Below are 25100 nucleotides of genomic sequence, written 5' to 3'. Positions count from 1 at the left end.
TTCAATTGCCACGATCGAAGACACACATGCTGCTCGCATGCGGAAGCGGTTCGGCACGAGGGTGAGAGTTTGCTCTTAAGAGACCGGCGCCGCATGTGTTGCAGGAGTAATTAAAATGACAGATTGTGAAACTTTAAGCCGTCGCCAGGATATGGTGACCCTCCATGTAAAAGAGGACGAAACCGCCGGTTTAGGCGAGCGCGATTATGTAGATCATGTCAGCGCCCAGAAACTTTCGGCCTTCGAGCGCATTGTCGTGGTCGGAGCGCTGGTTCTCTTGAGCTTTGCGGGTTTTGCCGCATATTCTTCCGGCAATACGGACCCGATGACGACATCGGCCATTGCCGCCCCGGCCGGCGATAACGTGCCGCAGCATCCGGCCTACGGCCATTGCCGCGACAGCAGCCCCTACGCTGAGAGGGTTTGCTGATAGCAAAACATATTGCCGGGCGTGGAAACCTTTGCCCAGGCTGCATCGACAGCAGGAAAAGGGAAAAGGACCATGGCCGGCGACATCGACTACAAGCTTCACCGCTTCATCGACGCCCAGAACGGGATCTATGAGCGGGCGCTCTTGGAGCTGAAAGCCGGGCGCAAAACGTCCCACTGGATGTGGTTCATCTTCCCGCAGATCGCCGGTCTCGGCACGTCGGCGATGGCCGAAAAATATGCGATCCGCTCGGCGGAGGAAGCCGCCGCCTATCTCGCCGATCCCATTCTCTCAAGCCGGCTGCTGCGTTGCGTCGAGGCGATCCTGTCCGTGAACGGCCGATCGGCGCACGAAATCCTGGGCTCACCCGACGACTTCAAGCTGCGCTCGTCGATGACCTTGTTTGCCGCGATCAGCGATCACGGTTCGCCCTTCCACCAGGTGATCGAGCATTTCTATCAGGGAAAATTCGACGAACGGACGATGGAAATCCTTAGCGCCAGCACAGACTGACTTTATGCCGGTCGGCTTAAAATCTGAATGCTGTTGAAAATTAAATAGTTATCGGCCCGGCCTGCTCTCCAGCGTAGCAATTTCCTCGGAAATTTCGCTCAACCGCTGACGCAGATCGCTGTCGGTGCCGTCATCGACCTCTTCCTCGCCGAAACAATAGCGCGCATCATGGAGCTCCAGCTTGGCTTCGAGCTCGGCGCGCTTGGCATATAGGCGTTTGAGATAGACGTAGTTCATCTCCCTGCCTCCACATCGCCCTCGGGTTAGTGTGAAAACGGCATGGAAGCGGTAAGGTTCCCCTCCCCACACACTTGCGGTGCTCAGGCGAAAGAAGCGATCGCCGCGTGGCACGCCTTGGCGAAATGACCGCAGCAGCCGGCAGCGCCCATGGCCTGACGGCTGACGCGTGCGCCCTCGAGCAGCAGCGTCAATGTATCGGCAAGAAGCTGGGGTTCGCGCGCGCCGGCCGCCAAACAGAGCCCGGCCAGGCGATCACGCTGTTCGGCCTTGTGCCGCTCGATCATTTCGTGGGCTGGATGGCCCTCGCCCTTCAGCTCGATGGCGGCATTGGCGAGATCGCAGCCGGCGGGCTCGCCGTTCAGACATTGCGCCCGCAGCTCCACCCAGGCGTCCAGCTGGGCGCGCGGATTGCCGGGATAGGCCGTTTCCAGATCGCGCCAGATGGCACCCGCCTTTTCGGAGGCGCGGCGAAGCGTTTCGCAGACGAGCTCGTCCTTCGAGCCGAAATGCCGGTAGAGCGTCATCTTGTTGGTCAGAGCCGCGTCGGCAATGGCATCGACGCCGATGCCGCGAATGCCGCGCTCGCGGAAAAGCTCCGAGGCGGTCGAGACGATACGCTCCCGCGGCGGGATGCGATCTTCTGGAACGGCTGCGGAGATTTCATTCGAAGTTTCTGATTTTTTTGCGGACGTAGTCCTTGACATCAATGTGACCGATCGGTAACAAATGCATTGTTACTTACCGGTAACACCACGAAACGCGAAAGTCAATGCCGAGGGCATGGCAGCGGAAAGTGGAACACGGGCGACTGCCCACGAAAGGAGGACAACCATGACAAAGACCAGAGATGACCTGACGATATCCGAAGCCCTTCGCGACCCCCTGATCGCCATGGTGTTGCGCGCCGACGGCGTAAAGCTTGAAGACTTCAAGCAACTCCTGGAGACAGCCGCCCGCAAACGCGAACCGCGCTCGACTTCGGTGGGCAATATAATCGGAGCGCTCGCAAGCCGCGCCAATCTGCCGGCAATGCCCTGCTTCGGCTGAAGAAGCCGCCTGACCAGCTTGGGGATCTCTCCCTGCCCCCGTCAAGGGCTGCCGTCTCGACCAGACGGCGGCCCTTGCCGCTTTAAGGCATGTCGCACAAAAGTGTGCAGCGGTTTTGCGGCAACGGCATGCGTAAAAACAAAGACTAAGGCGCAAGGAGTGAATCTGAAAGATCGCGACGCGCTTTAGAGGATCGGCTTGCCGCCGGTTGTCGTGCCGCGGTCTTGCGGCAGTCTAGTTTTCGGACTAAAGTGACTAGAAAATTGGTCATCAAGAGGGCGTCATGGCGAGTGTCAATTTAGCGGAAGCCAAGGCCCATCTCAGCGAATTGCTCAATCGCGTCGAAGCCGGCGAAACCGTCGAGATTTTGCGGCATGGCAAGCCGGTGGCGCAGCTCGTGCCCGTCAAGACGCGCAAAAAACCGATCGATGTCGAGCGGCTGAAGGCATTGACCGCCTCGATGAAGCCGCCGGCCAAGCCGGTCGATTCCGCGACCTTCATCCGCGACATGCGCGACACCGACCGTTACTGATGCTTTATATCGACACGTCAGTCCTCATCGCCGCCTGGACGATCGAAACCCGCACGGACGACGTGCAGCAATGGCTGGCGACGCTTCGATCCGAAGAGATCGCGGTCAGCGGTTGGACGATCACCGAATTTTCGAGCGCCGTCGCGCTCAAGGCAAGAGCCGGACAGATCGACCCGGCCGATCGCGGCAAGGCATTGGCGATGTTCAGAGAATTATGTTCGACGACGTTCGAGATCCTGCCGATATCGCGAGCGCATTTCATCGAAGCGGCACGCATGACCGATCAATTCGACATCGGTCTTCGCGCTGGCGATGCACTCCATCTCGCTGTCGCGCTCGGCAGCGATGCCGCGCTCGTCACACTGGACAAGGGGCTGGCGAAGGCTTGCACCATCGTCGGAGCAAAGCACCAGCTGTTATGATGCCACCGGCAGATCAATCCACCATCGCAGCCGTCGACACGATGCCGTAGGGTTATCTTCTGTTGCGATTTGCCTCTACGACAGCTATGCCATAGTAATGTAACATGATCGCAGTTTTATGAGGTGCGTGGAATTGGACGGAAAGACATCATCCGCAGTTTACTCCGAAGATGAGGGTGTTGCCGGCGAGACCGGTGGCAAGGGCGCGCGACGCGCGCGCGTCAGCGGCATCGACCGGGCGCTTCAGGTGATCGATCATCTTTACGAGACCGGATCGCCCGCCGGCGTCTATGCCATCGCCAAGGCGGTGAAGGCGCCGCTGTCGACCGTTTACGTCATCGTCGACGACCTCGTCGAGAAGAACATGCTGACGCGCCAGACCGACGGCTCGATCTGGCTCGGCGCGCGGCTCTACCATTACGGCCTTGCCTATGCCAGGTCGCTGGATTTCATGAGCATCGCTACCCACGAAATGCACGATCTCTGCCGGCAGGCCGGCGAAACCGTGCAGGTCTGCGGCCGTGACGGCGACTATATGCTGGTGCTGGCCATGGCCGACGGCCCGAGCCATTTTCAGGTGGCGTCCCGCGTCGGCACAAGGGTGCCGCTGAACTGGACGGCCTCCGGCCGCCTGCTCGTCGGCCACCTGGCCGAGGAGGAGCGCATCGAACTGTTCAAGCGCTGCGCCCGCTCATCACCGACCGGCCGCGCCGAGATCGATCCGGGCACGCTGTCGGAAGCCGCCGGCAAGGCCTTCGAATCGCGGCTGTCGATCCAGGCTGGGGAATCGGATTATGCGGTTGCCTGCATCGCCTCGCCGATCTGCGATCGCGACGGCCAGTGCGTCGCTACCATTTCCATCGTGCTGCCGGAACAGAAGGCGTTTTCCGACGAGAACCACTACACGGCCCATGTGCGCAGTTCAGCGGAACGGATCGAAAAACTGATGGGCTGGCGCAACCGCTGAGGATTGCGCCTCAGCGGATCCTACCTGTAGGAATAGCCGTGGCTGTGGCGCACCAGCTTGCGCGCCCGCGGCACATAGCGGCTGGCGGTGAAGGCATCGGTGCCCATCACCGCGTAGCGCGGCTCGAACAGCTTGCTCAGGACCGAAACGTCGCCGTTGGAATCCGTCGCCTCGAGATCGGAATCGACCAGATCGAAAATGGTGAATTCCGCTTGCGAGCCGACCGAAAGCCGGTTCTCCATCGACAGCTTGATGACCGATGCCGGCGCATGGGTAACGGCTTCCACCACCTTGTCGAAAGGCATGCCGACGCTGAGCAGTTTCGACATCGTCGTCGCCAGATCCCAGACCGGAAAGTTCATCGAATGGCCGTGCAGATCGGTCGAGATCGAGAACGGCAGAAGCCCGCGCGCGATCGCCGCCTCGGCGACCTTGAAGGAGAAGGAGGCGCCGCCATGGCCGATGTCTAGGCGGATGCCCTCGGAGGCGCAGCGCTCGGCGAGATTGAAGAGATCCTCGTCTTCCATGATGCTCGACCCGGCCTTGCCGTTGAAGCAATGCGTGACGACGTCGCCGGGGCCGAGAATCTCAAGCACCTCGTCATAGAGCGCCGGCGGCTCGCCGACATGCACCATCATCGGCACTTTCAAGATCTTGGCGATCTTCTTGCCGAGCTTGACCGGCGTAACGCCCCAGGATCCGGTGATGACATGGCTGGCGCGCACCTTGATGCCGACGATGTGCTCACTGTTTTCTGCATAGACCTCGAGAATACGGTCGAGATCGATATCGCGGATATCCCGTAATTCCGCGACGCGGTTGCAGGCGACGAGGCCGATCGAGCCGAGATTGAGGAAGGCCTTGATGCGCTCGCGCGAGGGCTCGATGATATATTCCCGGAAGCCATGGAAATTCGCCTCACCGGCCGAGCCGGCATCGACCAGCGTGGTGACGCCGCGCTCGACGCCGCATTCGGACGGACGGATGGAAATATCGGTGCCACCGTGCCAGATATGCACGTGCAGATCGACCCAGCCCGGCGAGATGAAGGCGCCCTTGCCGTCGATGCGCGTCACATCCTGCGAGACGGAAAGCGACGGACCGATCTCGGCGATCCTGCCGTCGGCATTGACGAGAATGTCGGTTGCCCCCTCTGATGGGCCAGAACCGAAAGCCATCGGTTTGACATTGGTGAGGAGAAGCGGCTTCTTCGCCTGGTCGCCGGACATGACATGCATTCCTTTCGAAGTCTCGGACCGGGATCGCTCCCGGTCATCCGTCTGCGGGTCATTATGGAAGAGTAATGGGTAGCGAAAGATGCACAAGGGCACCTGGATCGCCACAATTCCATAGTTATGTTATATAAGTCTTTATAATAGAATAAAGCCGAGGACGCCGCTGTCAAGAAAAATGACGCGGTCGTCATCGCTGAAGAAACGTGAGCGGCGCGCTCCATCCGAGGCGCGCCTAGTTTCGAAGAGCGGGCGAATTCGCGTTTCTTTTCAATCTCGAAGAATAGAATAGTCAAGCCGTTCCAAGTGATCCGGATCGGCGATGGCGTCGATCGCGGCGATCCTGCCATCGACGATCGTCAGCGCCACGACGACGCGGAGCTGGCCCTGGATCTCCACGACGAATCCAAGCTCACCGCCGACGTTGGCGATTTCTGCCGCCTGCGCCCGACCCTTGAAGGCTTCGGCCACGTGAGCCGCGCCGCGCATTTCGCCAATGGTGCCGAAGCGGGCGGCCGTCGCATCCGGCCGGAAGACGACATCAGGGGCAAGCACCGCGATCAATCCCTCCAGATCGCCATTGCGCGACGCCGTCAGAAAGGCCTCGGCGATCGTCCGCTTGCGGCCGAAATCGACATCAGGCGCTTCGCCCACCCCCTGCACCCGCCGGCGGGCGCGGCTTGCGAGCTGGCGGGTGGCGGCGGACGAACGGCCGATGATCGGCGCGATCTCGTCGAAGGGCAGGTCGAACATGTCGTGCAGCACGAAGGCGACACGTTCGGCGGGCGCCAGCGTCTGCAGCACGACGAGCAGCGCCAGCCCAACCGAATCGGCAAATGCGGCTTCGCGCTCGGGATCGTTCGCGGGATCGGCGATCCCGGCATGGACAGGCGCCTCCAGCGGCTCCTCGCGCCGGGTCTTGCGGGCGCGCAGCATGTCGAGGCAGATGCGGGCCACCACCGTCGTCAGCCAGCCGCCAAGATTGCCGACCCCTGTCGTATCGGTGCGGCTGAGCCGCAGCCAGGCCTCCTGAACGGCATCCTCCGCTTCGCTGCGCGAGCCGAGCATGCGATAGGCTGCGGCCCTCAGATGCGCTCTGTTCGCCTCGAATTCTTCAGTCAGCCATTTTTTCTCGTCCATTTGTCACATTCCTCCGCTGCATCCCGTCAAGGCCATGACGAATGAACCCCGGCCGATGTGACAGCGCCGGCGGATCGTCAAACAGTAAACCTATAGAGGAGACTTATCATGCAGGAGAGAATGGGAAATCCCGCCCTCGTCCTTCCCGCAGCCATGCAGGCGCTGGCGGCTCTCAGCAAGGTGCCGGCCGAAACCGGCCTTTCGCCCAAGCTGCTCGAACTCGTCAACCTGCGCGCCAGCCAGATCAACGGCTGCAGCGTCTGTGTCGACGGGCATCCGCGCATCGCAAAGAAGCTCGGTGAAACCGACGAACGGCTCTTCGCCATCGGCGCCTGGCGCGACTCGCCCTATTTCAGCGATGCCGAGCGGGCAGCCCTTGCGCTGACCGAGGCGGTGACCCGCGTCAGCGACCGCGCCGACCCTGTGCCGGATGATATCTGGGACGAAGCGACCCGGCATTATGACGGCAGGAGCCTTGCGGCACTCGTCATCGCCATCGCCAACATCAATGTCTGGAACCGGCTGAACATCGCCACCCGCCAGATCGCCGGGGCCTGGAAGCCGTAAACGGCGAAGTTGCCGGCAGCGCGTCACCCCTGCGCTGCCGGCAACCACTATCCCTAATCAGCATAGCTTCAGGCCACGCGAAACAATCGATCGTTCAGATGATGCCGCCGCCGCCGGCAGCGGAGGCCGGACGCTCGGCCGCCACCTTCCTGCGGTAACCGCTGGCGCGGTAGACGGCGATCGGGTCGATCGCGCCGCCGGCCCTGCGGCGGGCTTCGGCCAGAATCGGCTCGACATCGGCGCGATAGGCGCGCTTCAGCGTTTCCGACGCCATCAGCGCGTCATTGTCGTCCTGGTAGCCGGAGAGCGCCTTGCGGTCGACGAGCAATGCCTGCGCATAGGCGCGGCGGATTTCGTTGGAGCTGTTGATCAGGCTTTCGATCGGGTCGGTGACATTGTGCGACTGGTCGATCATATGGGCCGGATTGAAGTCGTTGACACCGCGCTGCTCGGCGTCGACCAGCTCGTTGAAGACCAGGAACAGCCGGTAGGGATCGATCGCGCCGGCGTCGAGATCGTCATCGCCATACTTCGAATCGTTGAAGTGGAAGCCGCCGAGCTTGCCGAACTGGATCAGCCGGGCGACGATCATCTCGATGTTGGTGTTCGGCGCATGGTGGCCGAGATCGACGAGGCAATAGGCCTTGGGGCCGAGCGTCTGGGCGATCAGGTAGTTGGTGCCCCAATCCTGCACGATGGTCGAATAGAAGGCAGGCTCGTACATCTTGTGCTCGGAGAACAGCTTCCAATCGTCGGGCAGCGCCTTGTAGATATCCGCCATCGAGGCGAGGTAACGCTCGAAAGCCTTGGTGAAATGGCTCTGGCCGGGGAAGTTCGAGCCGTCACCGATCCAGACCGTCAGCGCCTTGGAGCCGAGCGCCTTGCCGATCTCGATGCATTCGAGATTGTGCTCGACCGCCTGCGCCCGCGTCGCCGCGTCGGTGTGGCTGAGCGAGCCGTATTTATAGGAATGGGCCTGGCCCGGCGCATCGGAAAAGGTGTTCGAATTCATCGCATCGAAGCCGAGGCCGAGCGCGTTACCCTTGGCCTTCAATTCGCTAGCATCCGCCTTGTCCCAGGGAATATGCAGCGAGACGTTCGGGGTCGCCTGCGTCAGCTGGTTGATGACGGCGCAATCGTCGAGCTTGTCGAAGATGCCGCGCGGCTCGCCGGTACCGGGGAAACGGGCAAAACGCGTGCCGCCGGTGCCGACGCCCCAGGAGGGCACGGCAACGAAGAATTCCGCAACCTTCCGGGTGACCGCCTCGATATCGACGCCGCGACGGGCAAGCGTCGCGCCCAGTGCCTCGTAATCGGCCTTCAACGCGGTTGCCCGCTTGTCGTTATCAGTCGCGACCAGATCTGGCGCAATCCTGGAATCTGTCATCTATTCCTCCCTGGTCGCGAACCATAGGGCATGGTTCGCGTTCAAACGCTTACATGTCTTCAAACGAAGGAGCTACGATGGACGTTGTCCGCATTCTTCTTGCGATCATCCTGCCGCCCCTTGGCGTATTCTTGCAGGTCGGGATCGGCCTGCATTTCTGGCTCAATATACTGCTGACACTCTGCGGCTATCTGCCGGGGATCATCCACGCAATATGGGTGATCCTCCGGAAATAGCTCTATCCGTTTGCTTTACGCGTTCCGGACGCAAAACCGCTGCACACTGTTGCTGGAATTGCTCTAGCGCGTAAAACTCTGCACATTGCCGGCATCGACGTTGATGATGTTGCCGGTCGATTTTGCCGAAAGGTCCGATGCGAGGAAATAGATCGCCTCGGCGATATCTTCCGGAAACACGTTGAGTTTCAGCATCGAACGCTTGCGGTAATGTTCCTCGAGATCGTCCACCTCGATCTTGGACGAGGCGGCGCGCTGCTCGCGCCATTCGCCGCTCCAGATCTTCGAACCGCGCAGGACCGCATCCGGATTGACGGTGTTGACGCGGATGCCGGTATCCGCGCCTTCCAGAGCCAGGCAGCGGGCGAGATGGATTTCAGCAGCCTTTGCCGTGCAATAGGCAGACGCGTTCGGCGAGGCGGCAAGACCGTTTTTCGAAGCGACGAAAATGACATTGCCGCCGAGCGCCTGACGGCGGAACAGGCGGAAGGCTTCGCGCGAGACGAGGAAATAGCCGGTCGCGAGAATATCGATATTGCGGTTCCACGTCGCCAGTTCGGTCAATTCGATCGGCGCGGAGGAGGCAATGCCGGCATTCGAGACGAGGATATCGATGCCGCCGAATTCGACGCAGGCTTCCGCGAAGGAGGCGATCACCGCATCTTCCTTGGTGACGTCGAGCCGGACGCTGCGCACGGCGTCGGCGCCGAACTTCTTGACGAAATCGGCTTCGGTGCCTTCGAGCGCTGCCTGGTCGATATCGGCAAGCACCACGCAGGCACCTTCGCCGACGAGGCGTGCGGCCGTCGCCCGGCCGATGCCGCCGGCGCCGCCAGTGACGAAGGCAACGCGGCCGGCAAGGCTCTTTGGCTTCGGCATGCGCTGCAGCTTGGCCTCTTCAAGCAGCCAATATTCGATATCGAAGGCTTCCTGCTCCGGCAGTCCCTGATATTCGGAGACCGTCGAGGCGCCGCGCATGACGTTGATGGCGTTGACGTAGAATTCGCTGGCAATGCGGGCCGTCGCCTTGTCGCGGGCAAAGGACAGCATGCCGACGCCGGGCACCAGGAAGATGACGGGATTGGCGTCGCGGATGGCGGGCGAATTGTCGTGCTTGCAGTCGTTGTAATAGCGGGCGTAGTCGGCGCGGTAGTCCTCTAGCGCCTTGTCGAGACCGGCAACGATCGCGTCGACATCCGGCTTGGCCGGGTCGAAATCGACGATCAACGGGCGGATCTTGGTGCGCAGGAAATGGTCAGGGCAGCTGGTGCCGAGCGCGCCGAGCGGACGCAGATCCCGGGAATTGACGAATTCGAGCACGGCGTCCTGATCGTCGAAATGACCAAGCTTACGCTCCTGCTTGCCGATGCGGCCGCGGATCTCCGGCATCAGCCGGGCGGCGATGGCGCGGCGCTCAGTGACGGCCAAGCTCTGTGCGACCGCGCCGCCGAAAATGGTCTTGCCTTCGGTCTTTTCGGCAAACCAGACGATCGCCTTGTTGATGATATCGAGCGTCAACTCGTAGCAGGCCTTGGCATCGTTCGCCCAGGTGAAGAGACCGTGGCTCTCGAGCACGACGCCCTTGGCATTCGGGTTTGCGGCAACGAATGCGCCGAGGTCGAGGCCGAGCTGGAAGCCCGGACGGCGCCAGGGCAGCCAGCCGATCTCGTCGCCGAAGATCTGCTGCGTCAATTCCTTCGAATTCTTCGACGCGGCGATCGCGATGATCGCATCGGGATGCATGTGGTCGACATGAGTGAAAGGCACGAAACCGTGCAGCGGCGTGTCGATCGAGGCAGCGCGGGCATTCAGGTTGAAGGTGCAGTGCGGCAGGAAGCCTACCATGCGGTCTTCGTCCTCAACGCCCTTATAGATGCCTTTCAGCGATTCCAGCTTGTCCTGGTAGAGCGTCGCGAAACCGTCGAGCTTGATCGTGCCGACGTCGCCGCCCGATCCCTTGACCCAGAGTACCTTGACCTTTCCGCCGGTCAGCGGATCGGTTTCCAGCACCTTCGCCGAAGTGTTGCCGCCGCCATAATTGGTGATGCGCTTGTCGGCGCCGAGCAGGTTGGAGCGATAGAGCAGCTTGCCAGGCTCATCGAGGCCTGCCGCATAAGCATCATCCCACCGGTTTTCCAGAAGCCGGACGTTCGCCGCCATGTCATCCTCCCATATGAAATCTTCATCGAGACGCAAAGTTCGCGCCCCTTTTCGCTGACGGTATCGCTCATCAAAACGCAGCTTGTCAATCGAAAACGATCAAATTCGATTATTGTGCAGCGCAATATGAAAATTTATGATCGTTTTTGATTGACACATTCTCATATGTGCGAAATAAACGATCGAAGGAGGAGCCCCATGCACGAACGCGAACGTCATCGCATCATTCTGAGCGCCGTTCAGGAAAAGTCCGTCGTGACGGTTCAGGATATTTCCGAACTTACCGAGGCTTCCGAGGCGACGATCCGGCGCGACATCGCGGCTCTTCATGTTCAGGGCAAGATCCGACGTGTGCGCGGCGGCGCCGAGGCCGTGCATCCGCCGCAGCTCGGCAATCTCGCCGGGCGCCCCTTCCGCGTTTCGGAATCGGTCAATATCGACAAGAAGCGCGCAATCGCCCGCCAGGCCGTCGAGCTTTGCGATCCGGGCGACGCGATCATCATCAACGGTGGCACGACCACCTTCCAGATGGTGCATTTCATGGCGGCGCACCGCCTGCAGGTGATGACCAATTCTTTCGCCATCGCCGAACATCTGGTCAAGCATTCGAAGAACACGGTGACTGTGCCGGGCGGCGCGATCTATCGCGAGCAGAGCCTGATCCTCTCCCCCTTCGACAATGACGCGATCCGCAATTTCTACGCCCGCCGCTTCTTCATCGGCGCGCAGGGCGTCGGCCCGCTCGGCATCATGGAAGCCGATGCGCTGATTATTCAAAGCGAACAGAAGCTGATGCATCAGGCCGACGAACTGGTCGTCATGGCCGATTCCAGCAAGTTCCATCGCCGGTCGAGCCTCATTCTGTGCCCGCTCGAGCGTGTGTCTACGATCATCACCGATGACGGCATTCCAGAGGAAGCCGTCAGGATGATCGAGAATGCCGGCATCAGGCTCATTGTCGCGAGCCCGGTCGCCCAGGCAATCAAGGAGGATTCCTCGTCGGTCGCATAAGGCGCCGGGGAGGTGTGAAGAGTGTCAATCAAGTGGGAGGATGAAAGCATGAAACTCGCAAAGAAACTCGCAATCGGCGTGGCATTTGCCGTCGCCATGATGGCCGGCACGGCAAGTGCTGCCGACATCAAGATCGGTCTCGTCGTCAAGTCGCTCGGCAATGGCTTCTTCGATGCTGCCAACAAGGGTGCGCAGGAAGCCGCCAAGGAACTCGGCGGCGTCGAGGTCATCTATACCGGTCCGACGACGACGACGGCCGAAGGCCAGATCGAAGTCATCAACTCGCTGATTGCCCAAGGCGTCAGCGCCATCGCCGTTTCGGCCAACGATCCCGACGCGCTCGTTCCGGCGCTGAAGAAGGCTACACAGCGCGGCATCAAGGTCATCTCCTGGGATTCCGGCGTGGCACCTGAAGGCCGTATCCTGCAGCTCAACCCGTCGTCCAACGAGCTGATCGGCAAGATGTGCCTGACGCTCGTCAAGGACCATCTCGACGGCGGCAAGGGTGACTTCGCCATCCTGTCGGCCACGACCACCTCGACCAACCAGAACATCTGGATCGACCAGATGAAGAAGCAGCTCAAGGATTTCCCGGGCCTCAACCTCGTCACCACAGTCTATGGCGACGACCTCTCGGACAAGTCCTATCGTGAAGCCGAGGGCCTGCTGAAGGCGAACCCGAACATCAAGGTCATCGTCGCTCCGACGACGGTCGGCGTTCTCGCCGCATCGAAGGTTGTCGAAGACAAGGGCCTTGTCGGCAAGGTCTACGTCACGGGTCTCGGTCTGCCGTCCGAAATGGCCGGCGCGATCAAGTCGGGCGCCACGAAGGAATTCGCCATCTGGAACCCGATCGATCTCGGCTACTCCGCAACGCAGATCGCCTATCGCCTCGTCAAGGGCGAGACCGACGGCAAGCCGGGCAGCGAGATCGAAGTCGGCCGCATGGGCAAGATCAAGGTCGGCGACAACGGCGAAGCCGCCATGGCCGATCCGTTCGTCTACAATGCTTCGAATATCGACCAGTTCTCCAAGGTCTTCTGATCCGAAACCACCGCATTAAAGCCCGGCGGCCTGATGGCCGCCGGGATTCTCATTCGACACTGGTAGAAGCTTGATGAACGCTGCCTTTCAACAAACCGCCACGGACAGCAAAACCGGTGATGCGCCCGCCATTCTGGAAATGCGCGGCATCTCCCAGATCTTTCCGGGCGTGAAGGCGCTCGACAATGTCAGCATCGCGCTGCATCCCGGCACGGTGACCGCGCTGATCGGCGAAAACGGCGCCGGCAAATCGACGCTCGTCAAGATCCTGACCGGCATATACAGGCCGAACGAAGGCGAGATCCGGGTCGACGGCCAGCCGGTGACCTTTGCCAGCGCCCAGGCAGCAATCGACGCCGGCGTCACCGCCATCCATCAGGAAACCGTGCTGTTCGACGAACTGACGGTTGCCGAAAACATTTTCCTCGGCCATGCGCCGCGCACGCGTCTGCGCACCATCGACTGGCAGGCGATGAACAGCCGCGCCAAGGCACTGCTGACCGCGCTCGAAAGCAATATAGATCCGACAATCCGGCTGAAGGACCTCTCGATCGCGCAGCGCCATCTGGTGGCGATCGCGCGCGCTCTGTCGATCGAGGCCCGAATCGTCATCATGGACGAACCGACGGCAGCCCTTTCCCGCAAGGAGATCGACGATCTCTTCCGCATCGTCCGCGGCCTGAGGGAAAAGGGCAAGGCGATCCTCTTCATCAGCCATAAGTTCGACGAGGTCTACGAGATCGCCGACGATTTCGTCGTCTTCCGCGACGGCCGCGCCGTCGGCCAGGGCCGGCTCAAGGAAACGCCGCAAGACGAGATCGTCCGCATGATGGTCGGCCGCGACGTCGAGAATGCCTTTCCGAAGGTCGATGTTGCCATCGGCGGCCCGGTTCTCGAGATCCGCAATTACAGCCACCGCACCGAATTCCGCGACATCTCCTTCACCCTGCGCCAGGGCGAGATTCTCGGCATCTACGGCCTGATCGGCGCCGGGCGTTCGGAACTGTCACAATCGCTCTTCGGCATCACCAGGCCGCTCTCCGGCAAGATGATGCTCGAAGGCCGCGAGATCACCATCCATTCGCCGCAGGACGCGATTCGCGCCGGCATCGTCTATGTGCCGGAGGAACGCGGCCGCCACGGGCTGGCGCTGCCGATGCCGATCTTCCAGAACATGACGCTGCCGTCGCTTACCCGCACCTCGCGCCGGGGCTTCCTCAGGGCGGCAGAAGAATTCGCGCTCGCCCGCAAATATGCCGAGCGGCTGGACTTACGCGCAGCCGCCCTTTCCGTCCCGGTCGGCACGCTCTCCGGCGGCAATCAGCAGAAGGTCGTCATCGGCAAATGGCTGGCGACCGCGCCGAAGGTCATCATCCTCGATGAACCCACAAAGGGCATCGACATCGGCTCGAAGGCGGCCGTGCACGGCTTCATCAGCGAACTCGCCGCCGAGGGCCTGTCGATCATCATGGTCTCGTCCGAACTGCCCGAAATCATCGGCATGTCGGACCGCGTCCTGGTGATGAAAGAGGGGCTCGCCGCCGGGATTTTCGAACGCGCCGAGCTGTCTCCGGAAGCGCTGGTGCGCGCCGCCACTGGCAATGCATGAGGCCCGCAATGCAAGGTAAGAGCATGGCAAGACTGATCAGAAAACGCGAAACCCTGCTGTTCCTCATCATCGTCGTGATGATCGCGATCTTTTCGACGCGCGCTGCCGATTTCGCAACGCCGGAGAATCTCGCCGGCATTTTCAACGATACCTCCATCCTGATCATCCTGGCGCTGGCGCAGATGACGGTCATCCTGACGAAATCGATCGACCTGTCCGTCGCCGCCAACCTCGCCTTCACCGGCATGGCGATCGCGATGATGAATGCCGCCTATCCCGATCTGCCGCTCGTCGTGCTCATCCTTGCCGCGATCGTGATCGGCGCCTGCCTCGGCGCTATCAACGGCTTTCTCGTCTGGGCGCTCGAAATCCCGCCGATCGTCGTCACGCTCGGCACGCTCACCATCTACCGCGGCATGGCCTTCGTGCTCTCGGGCGGGGCGTGGGTGAACGCCCACCAGATGACGCCGGTCTTCTTGTCGGTGCCGCGCACGCCGATCCTCGGCCTGCCAGTTCTCGGCTGGGTGGGCATCGTCATCGTGCTTCTGATGTATGTCCTGCTCAGATACACCCAGTTCGGCCGCTCGGCCTATGCGACCGGCGGCAATCCGACCGCGGCCGTCTATGCCGGCATCGATACGGGCTGGACGAAATTCCTGGCCTTCGTCCTGTCGGGCGCGCTAGCCGGCCTTGCGAGCTATCTCTGGGTGTCGCGTTATGCCGTCGCCTATGTCGATATCGCCAACGGCTTCGAGCTCGACAGCGTCGCGGCCTGCGTCATCGGCGGCATCTCGATTGCCGGCGGCGTCGGCTCGGTCGCCGGCACCGTGCTCGGCGCGCTTTTCCTCGGCGTCATCAAGAATGCACTGCCGGTCATCGGCATTTCACCCTTCACGCAGATGGCAATCTCCGGAACCGTCATCATTCTCGCCGTCGCCTTCAACGCCAGGCGCGAGCGCAACCGCGGCCGCATCATCCTGCGCGACCGCGCCGCAGCCGAGATCAGAACGGAGGCCGTAGTATGAGCACCGTGTCCACACACGAAAAGCGGGTCATCCCCGACCGCCTCGGCACACCCTTCCGCCGCATCGCCGCGAGCTGGGAAGTGCTGCTCTTTGCCGTCGCCATCCTGATCTTCATCTTCAATTCGCTGGCCTCGCCCTATTTCCTCGATGCCTGGAACCTCTCGGACGCCACCTTCAATTTCACCGAAAAGGCAATGATCGCCTTCGCCATGGCACTGCTCGTCATATCGGGCGAGATCGACCTCTCGGTCGCCGCGATCATCGCGCTCGCCTCGACGGCAATGGGCGCGGCAGCACAGCTCGGCATCGGCACACCGGGCCTGGTCGCGATCGGCATCGGCACCGGCCTTGCCTGCGGCATCTTCAACGGCGTTCTGGTCTCGGTGCTGAAACTGCCGTCGATCGTCGTCACCATCGGCACGATGAGCCTTTTCCGCGGCATTTCCTATATCGTCCTCGGCGACCAAGCCTATGGCAAATACCCGGCTGATTTCGCCTATTTCGGCCAGGGCTATGTCGTCTGGGTATTCTCCTTCGAATTCGTGCTCTTCATCGTGCTGGCGATCCTCTTCGCCGTGCTGCTGCATGCGACGAATTTCGGCCGGCAGGTCTATGCGATCGGCAACAACGACTTCGCCGCCCGCTTCTCCGGCATTCCGGTCGAGCGCGTCAAATTCATCCTCTTCCTGTTGACCGGCGTCATGAGCGGCGTTGCCGCCGTCTGCCTGACCTCACGCCTCGGCTCGACCCGGCCGTCGATCGCCCAGGGCTGGGAACTCGAGGTCGTCACCATGGTCGTGCTCGGCGGCATCTCGATCCTCGGCGGTTCCGGCACCATCGTCGGCGTCGTCATCGCCGCCTTCGTAATGGGCCTCGTCACCTTCGGCCTCGGCCTGCTGAACGTGCCCGGCATCGTCATGTCGATCTTCATCGGCCTGCTTCTGATCATCACCATCGCCATCCCGATCATCGCCCGTCGCATCAAGGTCATGAGCTCCCGATGACTTTAGAAAAACACGCCTTCAAGATGCAGCTCAATCCCGGCATGGAAGCCGAATACCGCAGGCGGCATGACGAGATCTGGCCGGAACTGGTCGATCTTCTGCACAAGTCGGGCGCCAGCGACTATTCCATTCATCTCGATCGCGAGACCAACACGCTGTTCGGCGTGTTGACGCGGCCGGCCGACCACACGATGGCGAGCCTGCCGGACCATCCGGTGATGAAGAAGTGGTGGGCGCACATGGCCGACATCATGGCGACCAATCCCGATAATTCGCCGGTCCAGAGCGACCTGGTCACCGTCTTCCATATGCCATGAACGCCACCTCCTATCGCCGCATCGCCGTCCTCGACATCGGCAAGACGAATGCCAAGGTCGTCGTCCTCGACAGCGAGACGGGCGCCGAGATCGTCGTCCTGAAACGGCCGAATATCGCGATCAAAACCGGTCTCTATCCGCATTACGACGTAGAGGCTCTCTGGTCCTTTGCGCTCGATGCACTGAAGAGCCTTGCGCGCGAACCTGGCTTCGACGCCATTTCGATCACCACCCATGGTGCATCCGCTGCACTGCTTGCCCGAGACGACACGCTTGCCATGCCTGTCATCGACTACGAACACGAATATCCGCAGGAAATCCGCGACGCCTATACGGCGCTCCGCCCCTCCTTCGACGAAACCTTCTCGCCGCACCTGGCGATGGGTCTGAACGTCGGCGCGCAGCTGCACTACCAGAAGACCGCCTATCCCGAGGAATTTGCCAAGGTTGCGACCATCCTCACCTATGCGCAATATTGGACGGCGCGGCTGACGGGTATCGCCGCCAATGAGCTGACCTCGCTCGGCTGCCACACCGACCTCTGGAACCCGAGGGAGGGCCACTATTCCTCGCTCGTCGACAGGCTGGGCATTCGCGACCTCATGGCGCCGATCCGTTCCGCTTTCGATGCGCTTGGCCCAGTCCTGCCGGATATAGCCACGGAGCTCGGCCTCGCCGCACCCGTGCCGGTCTATTGCGGCATTCACGATTCCAATGCCTCGCTGCTGCCGCATCTCGTCCATCGCGAAGCACCCTTCGCCGTCGTCTCCACAGGCACATGGGTTATCAATTTCGGCGTCGGCGGCGATCTCGGTCACCTCGATCCGAAACGCGATGCGCTCGCCAATGTCGATGCTTATGGCCGCGCCGTCCCCTCCTCGCGTTTCATGGGTGGCCGGGAATTCGAGATCCTGTCGGCCGAAATCGGTCCTGTCGGCGAAAAAGCCGCTCAGGCGGCAATCGGCCCGGTTATCGGCAAGGGCATGATACTCCTGCCGAATATCGCGCCCGGTTCCGGACCCTTTCCGGGAAAGACAAGCCGCTGGATCGGCGCCGAAGAGGCAAGCCGCGAGGAGCGCTCTGCCGCTGCCTGTCTCTATCTCGCTTTGATGACCGATGCCTGCCTCGGCCTGATCGGTGCCAAAGGCCCCGTTATCGTCGAAGGGCCTTTTGCCCTCAATGGGACCTATCTCAAGCTGCTCGCCGCCCTGACCGGCCGCGAGGTCATGGCCCTTCCGGGCTCGACCGGCACCAGCCAGGGTGCTGCCCTTCTCACCGGCATCCGGCCGGTATCGGGTGCCGAGACGCATATTCCGCCGACCGATATCCCAGGACTGACCACCTATCGCGATCGCTGGCACGCAGCGATGGAATAGGACCTTTTCCAAGAACGGCCTTGTTCGTCCTCGTCTTGCCGCTAGTGTGGCACTCCAAAATCATGTCGAGGAGATAGCATGACAGAGACATTCGATCCGCGCGCCCTTGCCGCCCGGCTTCACAGCCTGCGCCAGGCCGGCCTGCAGGAGGCCACGGACACTTTCGCGCTGCCAGCCGATCTGCATCAGGCGATGGAGGCGCAGAATTTGCTCACTGCTGCGGACCGTATTTCGAGCAATGCCTGGAAAGTCACGGTCTCGCCGCAGGGCCAAGCGGTCGCCGGTACGCTGTATCCCTATGCCAAAGCCGTTTCGGGCGCGGACATTCCCTGGTATCCGGGCCTGAAATTCGAGACCGAGATCGCCGTCCGTCTCGGCAGCGACCTGCCGGTCCGCGCGGGCGTTCCCTACAGCCGCGCCGACGTGGTCGAGGCGATTTCCGCTGTCTATCTCGGCGCCGAGCTGCTGGTCAGCGCTGTGAAGGAAAGCGGCAGCGTTTCGTTTCTGCTGTTCGTCGCCGACCGCCTCGGCAATAGCGGCTATGTACTCGGCCCGGAGGTCGAAAAAAGTGTTGTCGACACCGTTGGGGGAACGCCGCTCAAGGTCACCCATGCCGGCCGTACGATTTATGATGGTCCGGCGCAGCATCCGAAAGGCGACGTCCTCACCTGGCTCGTCGATTACGCCAATGACGGCTTGCGCCCCGAGACATCGCTGAAATCAGGTGCACTCATCACGACAGGCACGTTGAGCGGCGCGATCGAACTGACCGAACCCGGCGAGATCGACATCCTGCTCGGCGACATCAGGCTCAGCTTCTCGGTGTCGAAGGGTTGATTTGACGCCGCGGTGCTTACGCCTTCTCGCGGAACATCTCGATAATGGCGGAAAAGTCCTTTCCGCCATTGCCCTGCTTCTCGAAGAGCGCGAAAAGCTGTGCTGCTTCCGCGCCGAGCGGGGTGGAGGCGCCGCTCGTCAGTGCCGCTTCTTGTGAAAGCCTGAGATCCTTCAGCATCAGTGCTGCGGCAAAACCCGGTTTGTAGTCATTATTCGCAGGAGAGGTCGGCACCGGTCCGGGCACCGGGCAATAGGTATTGATCGACCAGCACTGGCCCGACGAGGTCGAGGCAACGTCGAACAGCGCCTGATGCGAGAGCCCAAGCTTTTCGGCGAGCACGAAGGCCTCGCAGACGCCCACCATCGAAATGCCTAGGATCATGTTGTTGCAGATCTTCGCCGCTTGGCCGGCGCCGGCCTCGCCGCAATGGACGATCTTCTTTCCCATCGCCTCCAGGATCGGCTTTGCCTTGGCGAAGGCGTCTTCCGAGCCGCCGGCCATGAAGGTCAGCGTGCCTGCGGTCGCCCCGCTCGTGCCGCCGGAGACCGGGGCGTCGAGCGACAGGCAGCTTGCGGCCTTGGCCATCTCATGCGCTTTGCGGCTGCTTTCGACATCGATGGTCGAGCAATCGATCACCAGTGTACCTTGCGCGGCGGACTGCAGGATATCGGTCCAGGCCGTCAGCACGTGTCTGCCCTGCGGCAGCATGGTGATGATGATGTCCGCGTCCTTGACCGCCTGGCTGGCATGGCTTGCCGGCTTGACGCCGCTCTCCTCGGCCGCCTTCAGCACCGAAGCCGCGAGATCGAAGCCGAGGACCTCGTGACCTGATTTGACCAGATTGGCGGCCATCGGCCCACCCATGTTGCCGAGGCCGATGAATGCGATCCTTGCCATGGTCTTCTCCTATCGATTGTCTTCGAGGATCATCGCTGCCGCCTTTTCGGCGATCATGATGGTCGGCGAATTGGTGTTGCCCGAGGTGATCGACGGCATCACCGAGGCGTCGGCGATCCTGAGCTTGCCGAGCGCCCGGAGTCTCAGTCTGGGGTCGACGACGCTGTCCCTGTCGGCGCCCATGCGGCAGGTGCCGACAGGATGGAAGATCGTCGTGCCGATCTCGCCCGCCGCCCGCTCCAGATCGGCCTCCGTCTGATAGGCAGGCCCCGGCTTGAATTCCTCCGGCCTGAAACGGGCAAACGAAGGCTGCGCGACGATCTTGCGCGTCAACCGTATTGAACGGACAGCTATGTCACGATCGCGCTGCGTCGAGAGGTATTTCGGGCTGATCGTCGGCTGAGCGGCAAAATCCGGGCTGGACAGGTGGACCGAACCGCGGCTTTCCGGCCTCAGATTGCAGACGCTCGCAGTAATCGCCGGGAAAGGATGGACGGGATCGCCGAATTTTTCCAGCGAGACCGGCTGCACGTGATATTGCAGATCAGGCGTTTCCCGGTCCGGGCCTGATCGGGTAAAGATTCCGAGCTGGCTCGGCGCCATCGCCATCGGCCCGGAGCGGCGGACGAGATATTCGAGCCCGATCGCCGCCTTGCCGATGAGCTTTGTCGCCTTCTCGTTCAGCGTCGGAACCCCCGTCACCTTATAGGCCAGACGCAGCTGCAGATGGTCCTGCAGGTTCTCGCCGACACCCTTGACCTCGGTGACGACATCGACGCCGGCCCGCTGGAGAACCTCGCCCCTGCCGATGCCTGACAGTTCCAGGATATGCGGCGAACCGATCGATCCGGCTGACAGGACGGTTTCTTTCGCCGCGTAGGCGCGTTTCGCTACGCCCCGATGCTGGAATTCGACACCGGCAACGGCACCCTCCTCCACCAGCAGCCGCCGAACTTGCGCCTTGGTCAGCACGGTCAGGTTGGAGCGCCTCATCGCCGGCCGCAGGAAGGCCTTCGAGGTATTCCAGCGAATGCCGGAACGCTGGTTGACGTCGAAATAGCCGGAGCCCTCGTTGCTGCCGCGGTTGAAATCCGCAGTCTCCGGGATGCCCGCTTCCCTGGCAGCCTGCTGGAAGGCATCGAGCACGGCCCAGCGCACGCGCGCTTTCTCGATGCGCCATTCACCGCCGGCACCATGCATCTCGTCTTCGCCGCGATAAAAGTCCTCCGACTTGCGGAAGAAGGGCAGAATATCGTCCCAGCCCCAGCCGCTGCAGCCCATCTGCCGCCAGAGGTCGTAATCGCGCGCCTGGCCGCGCATGTAGATCATGCCGTTGATCGACGAACAGCCGCCGAGCACCTTGCCGCGCGGATAGCTCAGCGCCCGGCCGTTCAATCCCGCTTCCGGCGCCGTGGTGAAGCACCAGTCGGTACGCGGATTGTTGATGCAATAAAGATAACCGACCGGAATATGGATCCAGTGGTAGTTGTCGCTGCCGCCGGCTTCGAGCAGCAGAACCCGGCTCCTGCCGTCGGCGGACAGCCGGTTGGCGAGCACGCAGCCGGCGCTGCCTGCCCCGACGATGATATAGTCGTAACGATCCATGCCCCGCACGAGACTCCAGATGCTTGCCGCTTCCCCCTCCCCGCGGCACGGGGAGAGGAAGAGTCGCAGCGCCGCCGCCCGTCTCTTTTCCGAAAGAGTAATTCTTTCCGGAAAGAGAGAGGTCCGCCCGTTCAGCGGCGATAGACGAAGCCCAGTTTACGCCCTAGCCGCGAGGCGTAGAATTCGCCGATGATGCCGCGGCGGAAGATCAGCACGCAGACCATGAAGACGATGCCGGTGATGATCGTCACCGGGAATTCCGAGGTGGCGAGGTAGTTTTCCAGCACCACCACCAGCCCGGCGCCGAAGAGCGGGCCGATCAGCGTACCGATGCCGCCGAGCAGCGTCATCAGGATCACCTCGCCCGACATCTGCCAGGCGACATCGGTCAGCGTCGCGAACTGGAAGACGATCGATTTCACGGCACCCGCGAGACCGGCAAGAGCGGCCGACATGACGAAGGCGCCCAGCTTGTAGCGTGCTACAGAATAGCCGAGCGAGATTGCCCGTTGCTCGTTTTCGCGGATCGATTTCAGGATCATGCCGAAGGGCGAATTGATGAAGCGCCAGATGATCAGGATGCCGACCAGGAAGACGGCCAGCACGAAATAATACATGTTGGTCGAGCTGTTCAGATCGATGAAGCCGAAGAGATGGCCGCGGGGCACGGACTGGATGCCGTCCTCGCCCTCGGTGAACTCCGCCTGCAGGCAGAAGAAGAAGAACATCTGCGACAGCGCCAGCGTGATCATCGCGAAATAGATGCCCTGGCGGCGGATGGCGAAGAAGCCCATGACGAGACCGAGAAACGCCGCACCCGCCACGCCGATCAGGATGCCGAGTTCCGGCGGCAGGCCCCATTCCTTCACCGTATAGGCGGTGAAATAGGCGGCACCGCCGAAGAAGGTGGCGTGGCCGAAGGACAGCAGGCCGGTATAGCCGAGCAGCAGGTTGAAGGCGCAGGCAAAGAGCGCGAAGCAGAGCAGCTTCATCAGGAAGATCGGATAGAAAAAGAACGGCGCCAGCAGCAGAAGCAGCAGCCCGGCGACCAGGAAACCCGCCTGCACTGAAAGAGCGGTTCGGCTTTTTTCCGATTGGATGGTTTCGGTGATGTCAGCCATGTCAAGCATCCCGTCCGAAGAGGCCCGCGGGCCTGATGAGAAGCACGATCGCCATGATGACGAAGATCACGATGTTGGACGCCTCGGGATAGAAGACCTTGGTCAGGCCCTCGGCGATGCCGAGTACATAACCGGTGATGATCGCGCCCATGATCGATCCCATGCCACCGACGACGACGACGGCGAAAACGACGATGATCATGTTCGATCCCATCAGCGGCGAGACCTGGTAGATCGGCGCCGCCAGCACGCCGGCAAAGGCGGCAAGACCGGCGCCAAGCGCGTAGGTGAGCGTCAAGAGCACCGGCACGTTGACGCCGAAGACCTGCACCAGCACGGCGTTTTCCGTGGCGGCGCGCAAGTAAGCCCCGAGCTTGGTCTTTTCGATCAGCAGCCAGGTGCCGAGGCAGACGACGAGCGAGACGACCACCACCCAGCCGCGATAGATCGGCAGGAACATGAAGCCGAGGTTCGCCCCGCCGGCGAGCGCCGCCGGCGTCGCATAGGGCTGGCCGGAGGAGCCATAGAGATAGCGGAAGGTCCCCTCGACCGCGAGCGCCAGCCCGAAGGTGAAGAGCAGGCCGTAGAGCGGATCGAGATCATAGAGCCGGCGCAGGAACAGCCGCTCGATGATTGCCCCGGCAAGGCCGACGATAACGGGCGCCAGGATCAATGACGGCCAGTAGCCGATCCCGGCATAGGTCAGCAGCAGATAGGCGACGAAGGCGCCGAGCATATATTGCGCGCCATGGGCGAAGTTGATCACCCGGAGCAGGCCGAAGATGATGGCGAGGCCGAGGCTGAGCAGCGCATAGAACGAGCCGTTGATCAGGCCGATCAGCAGCTGGCCGAACAGCGCCTGCAGGGGAATGCCGAAGATCATCGTCATCTGGTCATACTCCCAGAACCTTGTGCAGCGTATCCATGCGCTGCGGCAGTTCACCGACCGGGAATTCCGACACCATCTGCCCATGATCCATCAGATAGAAGCGATCGGCAATACGGCTGGCGAAACGGAAATTCTGCTCGACGAGCAGGATCGTCATGCCGCGCTCCTTCAGCGTCTTCAGCACCTCGCCAATGCGCTGGACGATAACGGGGGCAAGCCCTTCCGTCGGTTCGTCGAGAATGAGCAGCCTGACGCCGGTGCGGAGGATTCGGGCGATCGCCAGCATCTGCTGCTCGCCGCCGGAAAGCTTGGTGCCCGGGCTGGCGCGGCGCTCGTAGAGATTGGGGAAAAGCTCGTAGATTTCGTCGAGCGTCATGCCGCCTCCTGCCACGACTGGCGGCAGCAGCAGGTTTTCCGAAACGGTGAGCGTCGAGAAGATGCCGCGCTCCTCCGGCACGAAGCCGATGCCCCGATGCGCCGTCTTGTGCAGCGGCACCTGCATCATATCGCTGCCGGCAAAGCTGATTTTTCCCTTGCGGGACCGCACGATGCCGGTGATGGTGCGCAGCGTCGTCGTCTTGCCGACGCCGTTGCGGCCGAGAATGGTGATCGTCTCGCCTTCCGCCACGCGCATGTCGACGCCATGCAGGACGTGGCTTTCGCCGTACCAGGCATTGAGCCCCTGGACCTCGAGGAGAGCGGCCATCAATGCTCCTCCGTGCCCATGTAAGCCACGCGGACGCGCTCGTCCTGGCTGACCGTGGCATAATCGCCCTCGGCGAGAATCTCGCCGCGCTGCAGCACGGTGACATGCTGGCAGATATTGGCGACGACGGACAGATTGTGCTCGACCATCAATACGGCGCGGTCGCGGGCGACTTCCCGGATGATCGATGAGACGACGCCGACATCCTCCTGCCCCATACCGGCCATCGGCTCGTCGAGCAGCAGCACTTTCGGATCCAATGCCAGCGTGGTGGCGATCTCCAGCACCCGCTTGCGGCCATAGGAAAGATCGGCGGCGATGTGATCGCGCTCCTTGGACAGTCCGACGCTGGCGAGCAGCTGCTCGGCGCGCTCGTTCAGCCGGTCGAGTGCGGAAAGCGGCCGCCAGAACTGTGTGGAAAGATTGTTCGGCCGCTGCAGCGCCACGCGCACATTGTCGAGAACGGTCAGATGCGGAAAGACAGCCGAGATCTGGAAGGAGCGCACCAGCCCCATGCGCGCCACCTTATCGGGCGGCGTTTTGGTAATATCGGTGCCCATCAGCGTGATCGTGCCCGCCGTCGGCTGCAGGAATTTCGTCAACAGGTTAAAGACCGTGGTCTTGCCGGCGCCATTCGGGCCGATCAGCGCATGCACGCTTGCGTCATGCACGTCGAGATCGACATTCTTGACGGCCGTGAAGCCGCCGAAATCGCGGCGCAGGCCGCGGGCGGACAAGACCACCCGCGGCTTTTCCTGTGTTTCAATTGCGGAAACCGCCATCGT

Annotated in this window: 28 protein-coding genes; 16 read left to right on the top strand and 12 right to left on the bottom strand. The window is 61.8% G+C overall.

The window, feature by feature from the left end; translation table 11 throughout:
- Positions 1-151: 151 nt before the first annotated feature.
- Both HX898_RS18460 and HX898_RS18455 read left to right on the top strand, forming a co-directional pair.
- A complete protein-coding gene (locus tag HX898_RS18460; RefSeq protein ID WP_027665604.1) occupies positions 152-430 on the top strand; it encodes a hypothetical protein in 279 nt (92 codons plus the stop codon).
- A gap of 72 nt (positions 431-502) precedes the next feature.
- Positions 503-943, top strand: a complete 441-nt coding sequence (locus tag HX898_RS18455) for a DUF1810 domain-containing protein (RefSeq protein ID WP_138331370.1) — start codon at positions 503-505, stop codon at positions 941-943.
- A 48-nt stretch (positions 944-991) separates the two neighbouring features.
- Here HX898_RS18455 and HX898_RS18450 read toward each other — a convergent pair whose 3' ends face one another.
- Entirely contained in the window at positions 992-1180 is a 189-nt protein-coding gene (locus HX898_RS18450; RefSeq protein ID WP_003547852.1) for a hypothetical protein, read from the bottom strand.
- A gap of 83 nt (positions 1181-1263) precedes the next feature.
- Positions 1264-1887, bottom strand: coding sequence for a TetR/AcrR family transcriptional regulator (locus HX898_RS18445; RefSeq protein ID WP_138389666.1), 624 nt, complete (start codon positions 1885-1887; stop codon positions 1264-1266).
- A 127-nt stretch (positions 1888-2014) separates the two neighbouring features.
- Here HX898_RS18445 and HX898_RS18440 point away from each other — a divergent pair, with 127 nt between their 5' ends.
- The 4 genes from HX898_RS18440 (at position 2015) to HX898_RS18425 (ending at position 4151) form a co-directional block, all read left to right on the top strand.
- Positions 2015-2230: a hypothetical protein gene (locus tag HX898_RS18440; protein WP_138389667.1), complete on the top strand. Its 216-nt coding sequence runs from the start codon at positions 2015-2017 to the stop codon at positions 2228-2230.
- Positions 2231-2513: 283 nt separating this feature from the next.
- Positions 2514-2762 carry a type II toxin-antitoxin system prevent-host-death family antitoxin gene (locus tag HX898_RS18435; RefSeq protein WP_138389668.1) on the top strand — a complete coding sequence of 83 codons (249 nt, stop codon included), beginning with the start codon at positions 2514-2516 and terminating at the stop codon, positions 2760-2762.
- Positions 2762-3184: a type II toxin-antitoxin system VapC family toxin gene (locus tag HX898_RS18430; protein ID WP_180195340.1), complete on the top strand. Its 423-nt coding sequence runs from the start codon at positions 2762-2764 to the stop codon at positions 3182-3184. The genes HX898_RS18435 and HX898_RS18430 overlap by 1 nt, the downstream gene beginning before the upstream one ends.
- A 118-nt stretch (positions 3185-3302) precedes the next feature.
- Positions 3303-4151, top strand: a complete 849-nt coding sequence (locus HX898_RS18425) for an IclR family transcriptional regulator (RefSeq protein ID WP_131139660.1) — start codon at positions 3303-3305, stop codon at positions 4149-4151.
- A gap of 20 nt (positions 4152-4171) precedes the next feature.
- Here HX898_RS18425 and HX898_RS18420 read toward each other — a convergent pair whose 3' ends face one another.
- Both HX898_RS18420 and HX898_RS18415 read right to left on the bottom strand, forming a co-directional pair.
- Positions 4172-5380, bottom strand: a complete 1209-nt coding sequence (locus tag HX898_RS18420; RefSeq protein ID WP_138389670.1) for an amidohydrolase/deacetylase family metallohydrolase — start codon at positions 5378-5380, stop codon at positions 4172-4174.
- A gap of 273 nt (positions 5381-5653) precedes the next feature.
- Positions 5654-6523, bottom strand: a complete 870-nt coding sequence (locus tag HX898_RS18415) for a sigma-70 family RNA polymerase sigma factor (protein ID WP_180195339.1) — start codon at positions 6521-6523, stop codon at positions 5654-5656.
- Positions 6524-6631: 108 nt separating this feature from the next.
- Here HX898_RS18415 and HX898_RS18410 point away from each other — a divergent pair, with 108 nt between their 5' ends.
- Positions 6632-7090, top strand: a complete 459-nt coding sequence (locus HX898_RS18410) for a carboxymuconolactone decarboxylase family protein (protein ID WP_003547836.1) — start codon at positions 6632-6634, stop codon at positions 7088-7090.
- Positions 7091-7184: 94 nt separating this feature from the next.
- Here HX898_RS18410 and rhaI read toward each other — a convergent pair whose 3' ends face one another.
- Complete coding sequence (rhaI, locus tag HX898_RS18405; protein WP_180195338.1) at positions 7185-8477, bottom strand: L-rhamnose catabolism isomerase; 1293 nt, start codon at positions 8475-8477, stop codon at positions 7185-7187.
- Positions 8478-8554: 77 nt separating this feature from the next.
- Here rhaI and HX898_RS18400 point away from each other — a divergent pair, with 77 nt between their 5' ends.
- On the top strand, positions 8555-8713 hold the full coding sequence (locus HX898_RS18400; RefSeq protein WP_017958027.1) for a YqaE/Pmp3 family membrane protein: 159 nt from the start codon (positions 8555-8557) through the stop codon (positions 8711-8713).
- A gap of 63 nt (positions 8714-8776) precedes the next feature.
- On the opposite strand, the gene HX898_RS18395 is transcribed toward HX898_RS18400, so the two are convergent.
- Positions 8777-10873: a bifunctional rhamnulose-1-phosphate aldolase/short-chain dehydrogenase gene (locus tag HX898_RS18395; protein WP_180195337.1), complete on the bottom strand. Its 2097-nt coding sequence runs from the start codon at positions 10871-10873 to the stop codon at positions 8777-8779.
- 198 nt (positions 10874-11071) lie between these two features.
- Here HX898_RS18395 and HX898_RS18390 point away from each other — a divergent pair, with 198 nt between their 5' ends.
- The 8 genes from HX898_RS18390 to HX898_RS18355 all read left to right on the top strand — a co-directional run bounded on the left by HX898_RS18390 (position 11072) and on the right by HX898_RS18355 (position 19096).
- Positions 11072-11884 carry a DeoR/GlpR family DNA-binding transcription regulator gene (locus HX898_RS18390; protein WP_018246533.1) on the top strand — a complete coding sequence of 271 codons (813 nt, stop codon included), beginning with the start codon at positions 11072-11074 and terminating at the stop codon, positions 11882-11884.
- A 48-nt stretch (positions 11885-11932) separates the two neighbouring features.
- Positions 11933-12928: a rhamnose ABC transporter substrate-binding protein gene (gene rhaS, locus HX898_RS18385; RefSeq protein ID WP_024320014.1), complete on the top strand. Its 996-nt coding sequence runs from the start codon at positions 11933-11935 to the stop codon at positions 12926-12928.
- 73 nt (positions 12929-13001) lie between these two features.
- On the top strand, positions 13002-14537 hold the full coding sequence (locus HX898_RS18380; RefSeq protein ID WP_138389674.1) for a sugar ABC transporter ATP-binding protein: 1536 nt from the start codon (positions 13002-13004) through the stop codon (positions 14535-14537).
- A gap of 23 nt (positions 14538-14560) precedes the next feature.
- On the top strand, positions 14561-15562 hold the full coding sequence (locus HX898_RS18375; RefSeq protein ID WP_138389675.1) for an ABC transporter permease: 1002 nt from the start codon (positions 14561-14563) through the stop codon (positions 15560-15562).
- Positions 15559-16566, top strand: a complete 1008-nt coding sequence (locus HX898_RS18370) for an ABC transporter permease (protein WP_138389676.1) — start codon at positions 15559-15561, stop codon at positions 16564-16566. Before HX898_RS18375 ends, HX898_RS18370 begins: the two co-directional genes overlap by 4 nt.
- Positions 16563-16883, top strand: coding sequence for an L-rhamnose mutarotase (gene rhaM, locus HX898_RS18365; protein WP_138389677.1), 321 nt, complete (start codon positions 16563-16565; stop codon positions 16881-16883). The genes HX898_RS18370 and rhaM overlap by 4 nt, the downstream gene beginning before the upstream one ends.
- The gene (locus HX898_RS18360) at positions 16880-18259 is read left to right on the top strand and encodes an FGGY-family carbohydrate kinase (RefSeq protein ID WP_180195336.1); all 1380 of its coding nucleotides are present in this window, start codon (positions 16880-16882) and stop codon (positions 18257-18259) included. Before rhaM ends, HX898_RS18360 begins: the two co-directional genes overlap by 4 nt.
- Positions 18260-18337: 78 nt before the next feature.
- A complete protein-coding gene (locus HX898_RS18355) occupies positions 18338-19096 on the top strand; it encodes a fumarylacetoacetate hydrolase family protein (protein WP_180195335.1) in 759 nt (252 codons plus the stop codon).
- A 16-nt stretch (positions 19097-19112) separates the two neighbouring features.
- Here the strand turns inward: HX898_RS18355 and mmsB are convergent, their stop codons facing one another.
- The 6 genes from mmsB to HX898_RS18325 form a co-directional block, all read right to left on the bottom strand.
- A complete protein-coding gene (gene mmsB / locus HX898_RS18350) occupies positions 19113-19994 on the bottom strand; it encodes a 3-hydroxyisobutyrate dehydrogenase (RefSeq protein WP_180195334.1) in 882 nt (293 codons plus the stop codon).
- A 9-nt stretch (positions 19995-20003) separates the two neighbouring features.
- The gene (locus tag HX898_RS18345; protein WP_180195333.1) at positions 20004-21599 is read right to left on the bottom strand and encodes a GMC family oxidoreductase N-terminal domain-containing protein; all 1596 of its coding nucleotides are present in this window, start codon (positions 21597-21599) and stop codon (positions 20004-20006) included.
- 131 nt (positions 21600-21730) lie between these two features.
- Positions 21731-22720, bottom strand: coding sequence for a branched-chain amino acid ABC transporter permease (locus HX898_RS18340; RefSeq protein WP_029874928.1), 990 nt, complete (start codon positions 22718-22720; stop codon positions 21731-21733).
- A 1-nt stretch (position 22721) separates the two neighbouring features.
- On the bottom strand, positions 22722-23609 hold the full coding sequence (locus HX898_RS18335) for a branched-chain amino acid ABC transporter permease (protein WP_003547797.1): 888 nt from the start codon (positions 23607-23609) through the stop codon (positions 22722-22724).
- 4 nt (positions 23610-23613) lie between these two features.
- Positions 23614-24315 (bottom strand): ABC transporter ATP-binding protein, encoded by a 702-nt coding sequence (locus tag HX898_RS18330; protein ID WP_180195332.1) that lies wholly within the window; start codon positions 24313-24315, stop codon positions 23614-23616.
- The gene (locus HX898_RS18325; protein WP_180195331.1) at positions 24315-25097 is read right to left on the bottom strand and encodes an ABC transporter ATP-binding protein; all 783 of its coding nucleotides are present in this window, start codon (positions 25095-25097) and stop codon (positions 24315-24317) included. Before HX898_RS18325 ends, HX898_RS18330 begins: the two co-directional genes overlap by 1 nt.
- Positions 25098-25100: the final 3 nt, after the last annotated feature.

The organism is Rhizobium sp. WYCCWR 11128 (assembly GCF_013416305.1).
In the GTDB taxonomy this organism is placed as follows: Bacteria; Pseudomonadota; Alphaproteobacteria; order Rhizobiales; family Rhizobiaceae; genus Rhizobium; species Rhizobium indicum.
The sequence above is the reverse complement of the archived record's forward strand: the minus strand, read 5'-3'. Positions and strand labels throughout refer to the sequence as shown.

What these genes read in the sequence shown, in the direction of transcription:
- HX898_RS18460 (WP_027665604.1), top strand. Translation starts at nt 152, where the DNA reads ATGGTGACCCTCCATGTAAAAGAGGACGAAACCGCCGGTTTAGGCGAG.
- HX898_RS18455 (WP_138331370.1), top strand. Translation starts at nt 503, where the DNA reads ATGGCCGGCGACATCGACTACAAGCTTCACCGCTTCATCGACGCCCAG.
- HX898_RS18450 (WP_003547852.1), bottom strand. Translation starts at nt 1,180, where the DNA reads ATGAACTACGTCTATCTCAAACGCCTATATGCCAAGCGCGCCGAGCTC.
- HX898_RS18445 (WP_138389666.1), bottom strand. Translation starts at nt 1,887, where the DNA reads ATGTCAAGGACTACGTCCGCAAAAAAATCAGAAACTTCGAATGAAATC.
- HX898_RS18440 (WP_138389667.1), top strand. Translation starts at nt 2,015, where the DNA reads ATGACAAAGACCAGAGATGACCTGACGATATCCGAAGCCCTTCGCGAC.
- HX898_RS18435 (WP_138389668.1), top strand. Translation starts at nt 2,514, where the DNA reads ATGGCGAGTGTCAATTTAGCGGAAGCCAAGGCCCATCTCAGCGAATTG.
- HX898_RS18430 (WP_180195340.1), top strand. Translation starts at nt 2,762, where the DNA reads ATGCTTTATATCGACACGTCAGTCCTCATCGCCGCCTGGACGATCGAA.
- HX898_RS18425 (WP_131139660.1), top strand. Translation starts at nt 3,303, where the DNA reads ATGAGGTGCGTGGAATTGGACGGAAAGACATCATCCGCAGTTTACTCC.
- HX898_RS18420 (WP_138389670.1), bottom strand. Translation starts at nt 5,380, where the DNA reads ATGTCCGGCGACCAGGCGAAGAAGCCGCTTCTCCTCACCAATGTCAAA.
- HX898_RS18415 (WP_180195339.1), bottom strand. Translation starts at nt 6,523, where the DNA reads ATGGACGAGAAAAAATGGCTGACTGAAGAATTCGAGGCGAACAGAGCG.
- HX898_RS18410 (WP_003547836.1), top strand. Translation starts at nt 6,632, where the DNA reads ATGCAGGAGAGAATGGGAAATCCCGCCCTCGTCCTTCCCGCAGCCATG.
- rhaI (WP_180195338.1), bottom strand. Translation starts at nt 8,477, where the DNA reads ATGACAGATTCCAGGATTGCGCCAGATCTGGTCGCGACTGATAACGAC.
- HX898_RS18400 (WP_017958027.1), top strand. Translation starts at nt 8,555, where the DNA reads ATGGACGTTGTCCGCATTCTTCTTGCGATCATCCTGCCGCCCCTTGGC.
- HX898_RS18395 (WP_180195337.1), bottom strand. Translation starts at nt 10,873, where the DNA reads ATGGCGGCGAACGTCCGGCTTCTGGAAAACCGGTGGGATGATGCTTAT.
- HX898_RS18390 (WP_018246533.1), top strand. Translation starts at nt 11,072, where the DNA reads ATGCACGAACGCGAACGTCATCGCATCATTCTGAGCGCCGTTCAGGAA.
- rhaS (WP_024320014.1), top strand. Translation starts at nt 11,933, where the DNA reads ATGAAACTCGCAAAGAAACTCGCAATCGGCGTGGCATTTGCCGTCGCC.
- HX898_RS18380 (WP_138389674.1), top strand. Translation starts at nt 13,002, where the DNA reads ATGAACGCTGCCTTTCAACAAACCGCCACGGACAGCAAAACCGGTGAT.
- HX898_RS18375 (WP_138389675.1), top strand. Translation starts at nt 14,561, where the DNA reads ATGGCAAGACTGATCAGAAAACGCGAAACCCTGCTGTTCCTCATCATC.
- HX898_RS18370 (WP_138389676.1), top strand. Translation starts at nt 15,559, where the DNA reads ATGAGCACCGTGTCCACACACGAAAAGCGGGTCATCCCCGACCGCCTC.
- rhaM (WP_138389677.1), top strand. Translation starts at nt 16,563, where the DNA reads ATGACTTTAGAAAAACACGCCTTCAAGATGCAGCTCAATCCCGGCATG.
- HX898_RS18360 (WP_180195336.1), top strand. Translation starts at nt 16,880, where the DNA reads ATGAACGCCACCTCCTATCGCCGCATCGCCGTCCTCGACATCGGCAAG.
- HX898_RS18355 (WP_180195335.1), top strand. Translation starts at nt 18,338, where the DNA reads ATGACAGAGACATTCGATCCGCGCGCCCTTGCCGCCCGGCTTCACAGC.
- mmsB (WP_180195334.1), bottom strand. Translation starts at nt 19,994, where the DNA reads ATGGCAAGGATCGCATTCATCGGCCTCGGCAACATGGGTGGGCCGATG.
- HX898_RS18345 (WP_180195333.1), bottom strand. Translation starts at nt 21,599, where the DNA reads ATGGATCGTTACGACTATATCATCGTCGGGGCAGGCAGCGCCGGCTGC.
- HX898_RS18340 (WP_029874928.1), bottom strand. Translation starts at nt 22,720, where the DNA reads ATGGCTGACATCACCGAAACCATCCAATCGGAAAAAAGCCGAACCGCT.
- HX898_RS18335 (WP_003547797.1), bottom strand. Translation starts at nt 23,609, where the DNA reads ATGACGATGATCTTCGGCATTCCCCTGCAGGCGCTGTTCGGCCAGCTG.
- HX898_RS18330 (WP_180195332.1), bottom strand. Translation starts at nt 24,315, where the DNA reads ATGGCCGCTCTCCTCGAGGTCCAGGGGCTCAATGCCTGGTACGGCGAA.
- HX898_RS18325 (WP_180195331.1), bottom strand. Translation starts at nt 25,097, where the DNA reads ATGGCGGTTTCCGCAATTGAAACACAGGAAAAGCCGCGGGTGGTCTTG.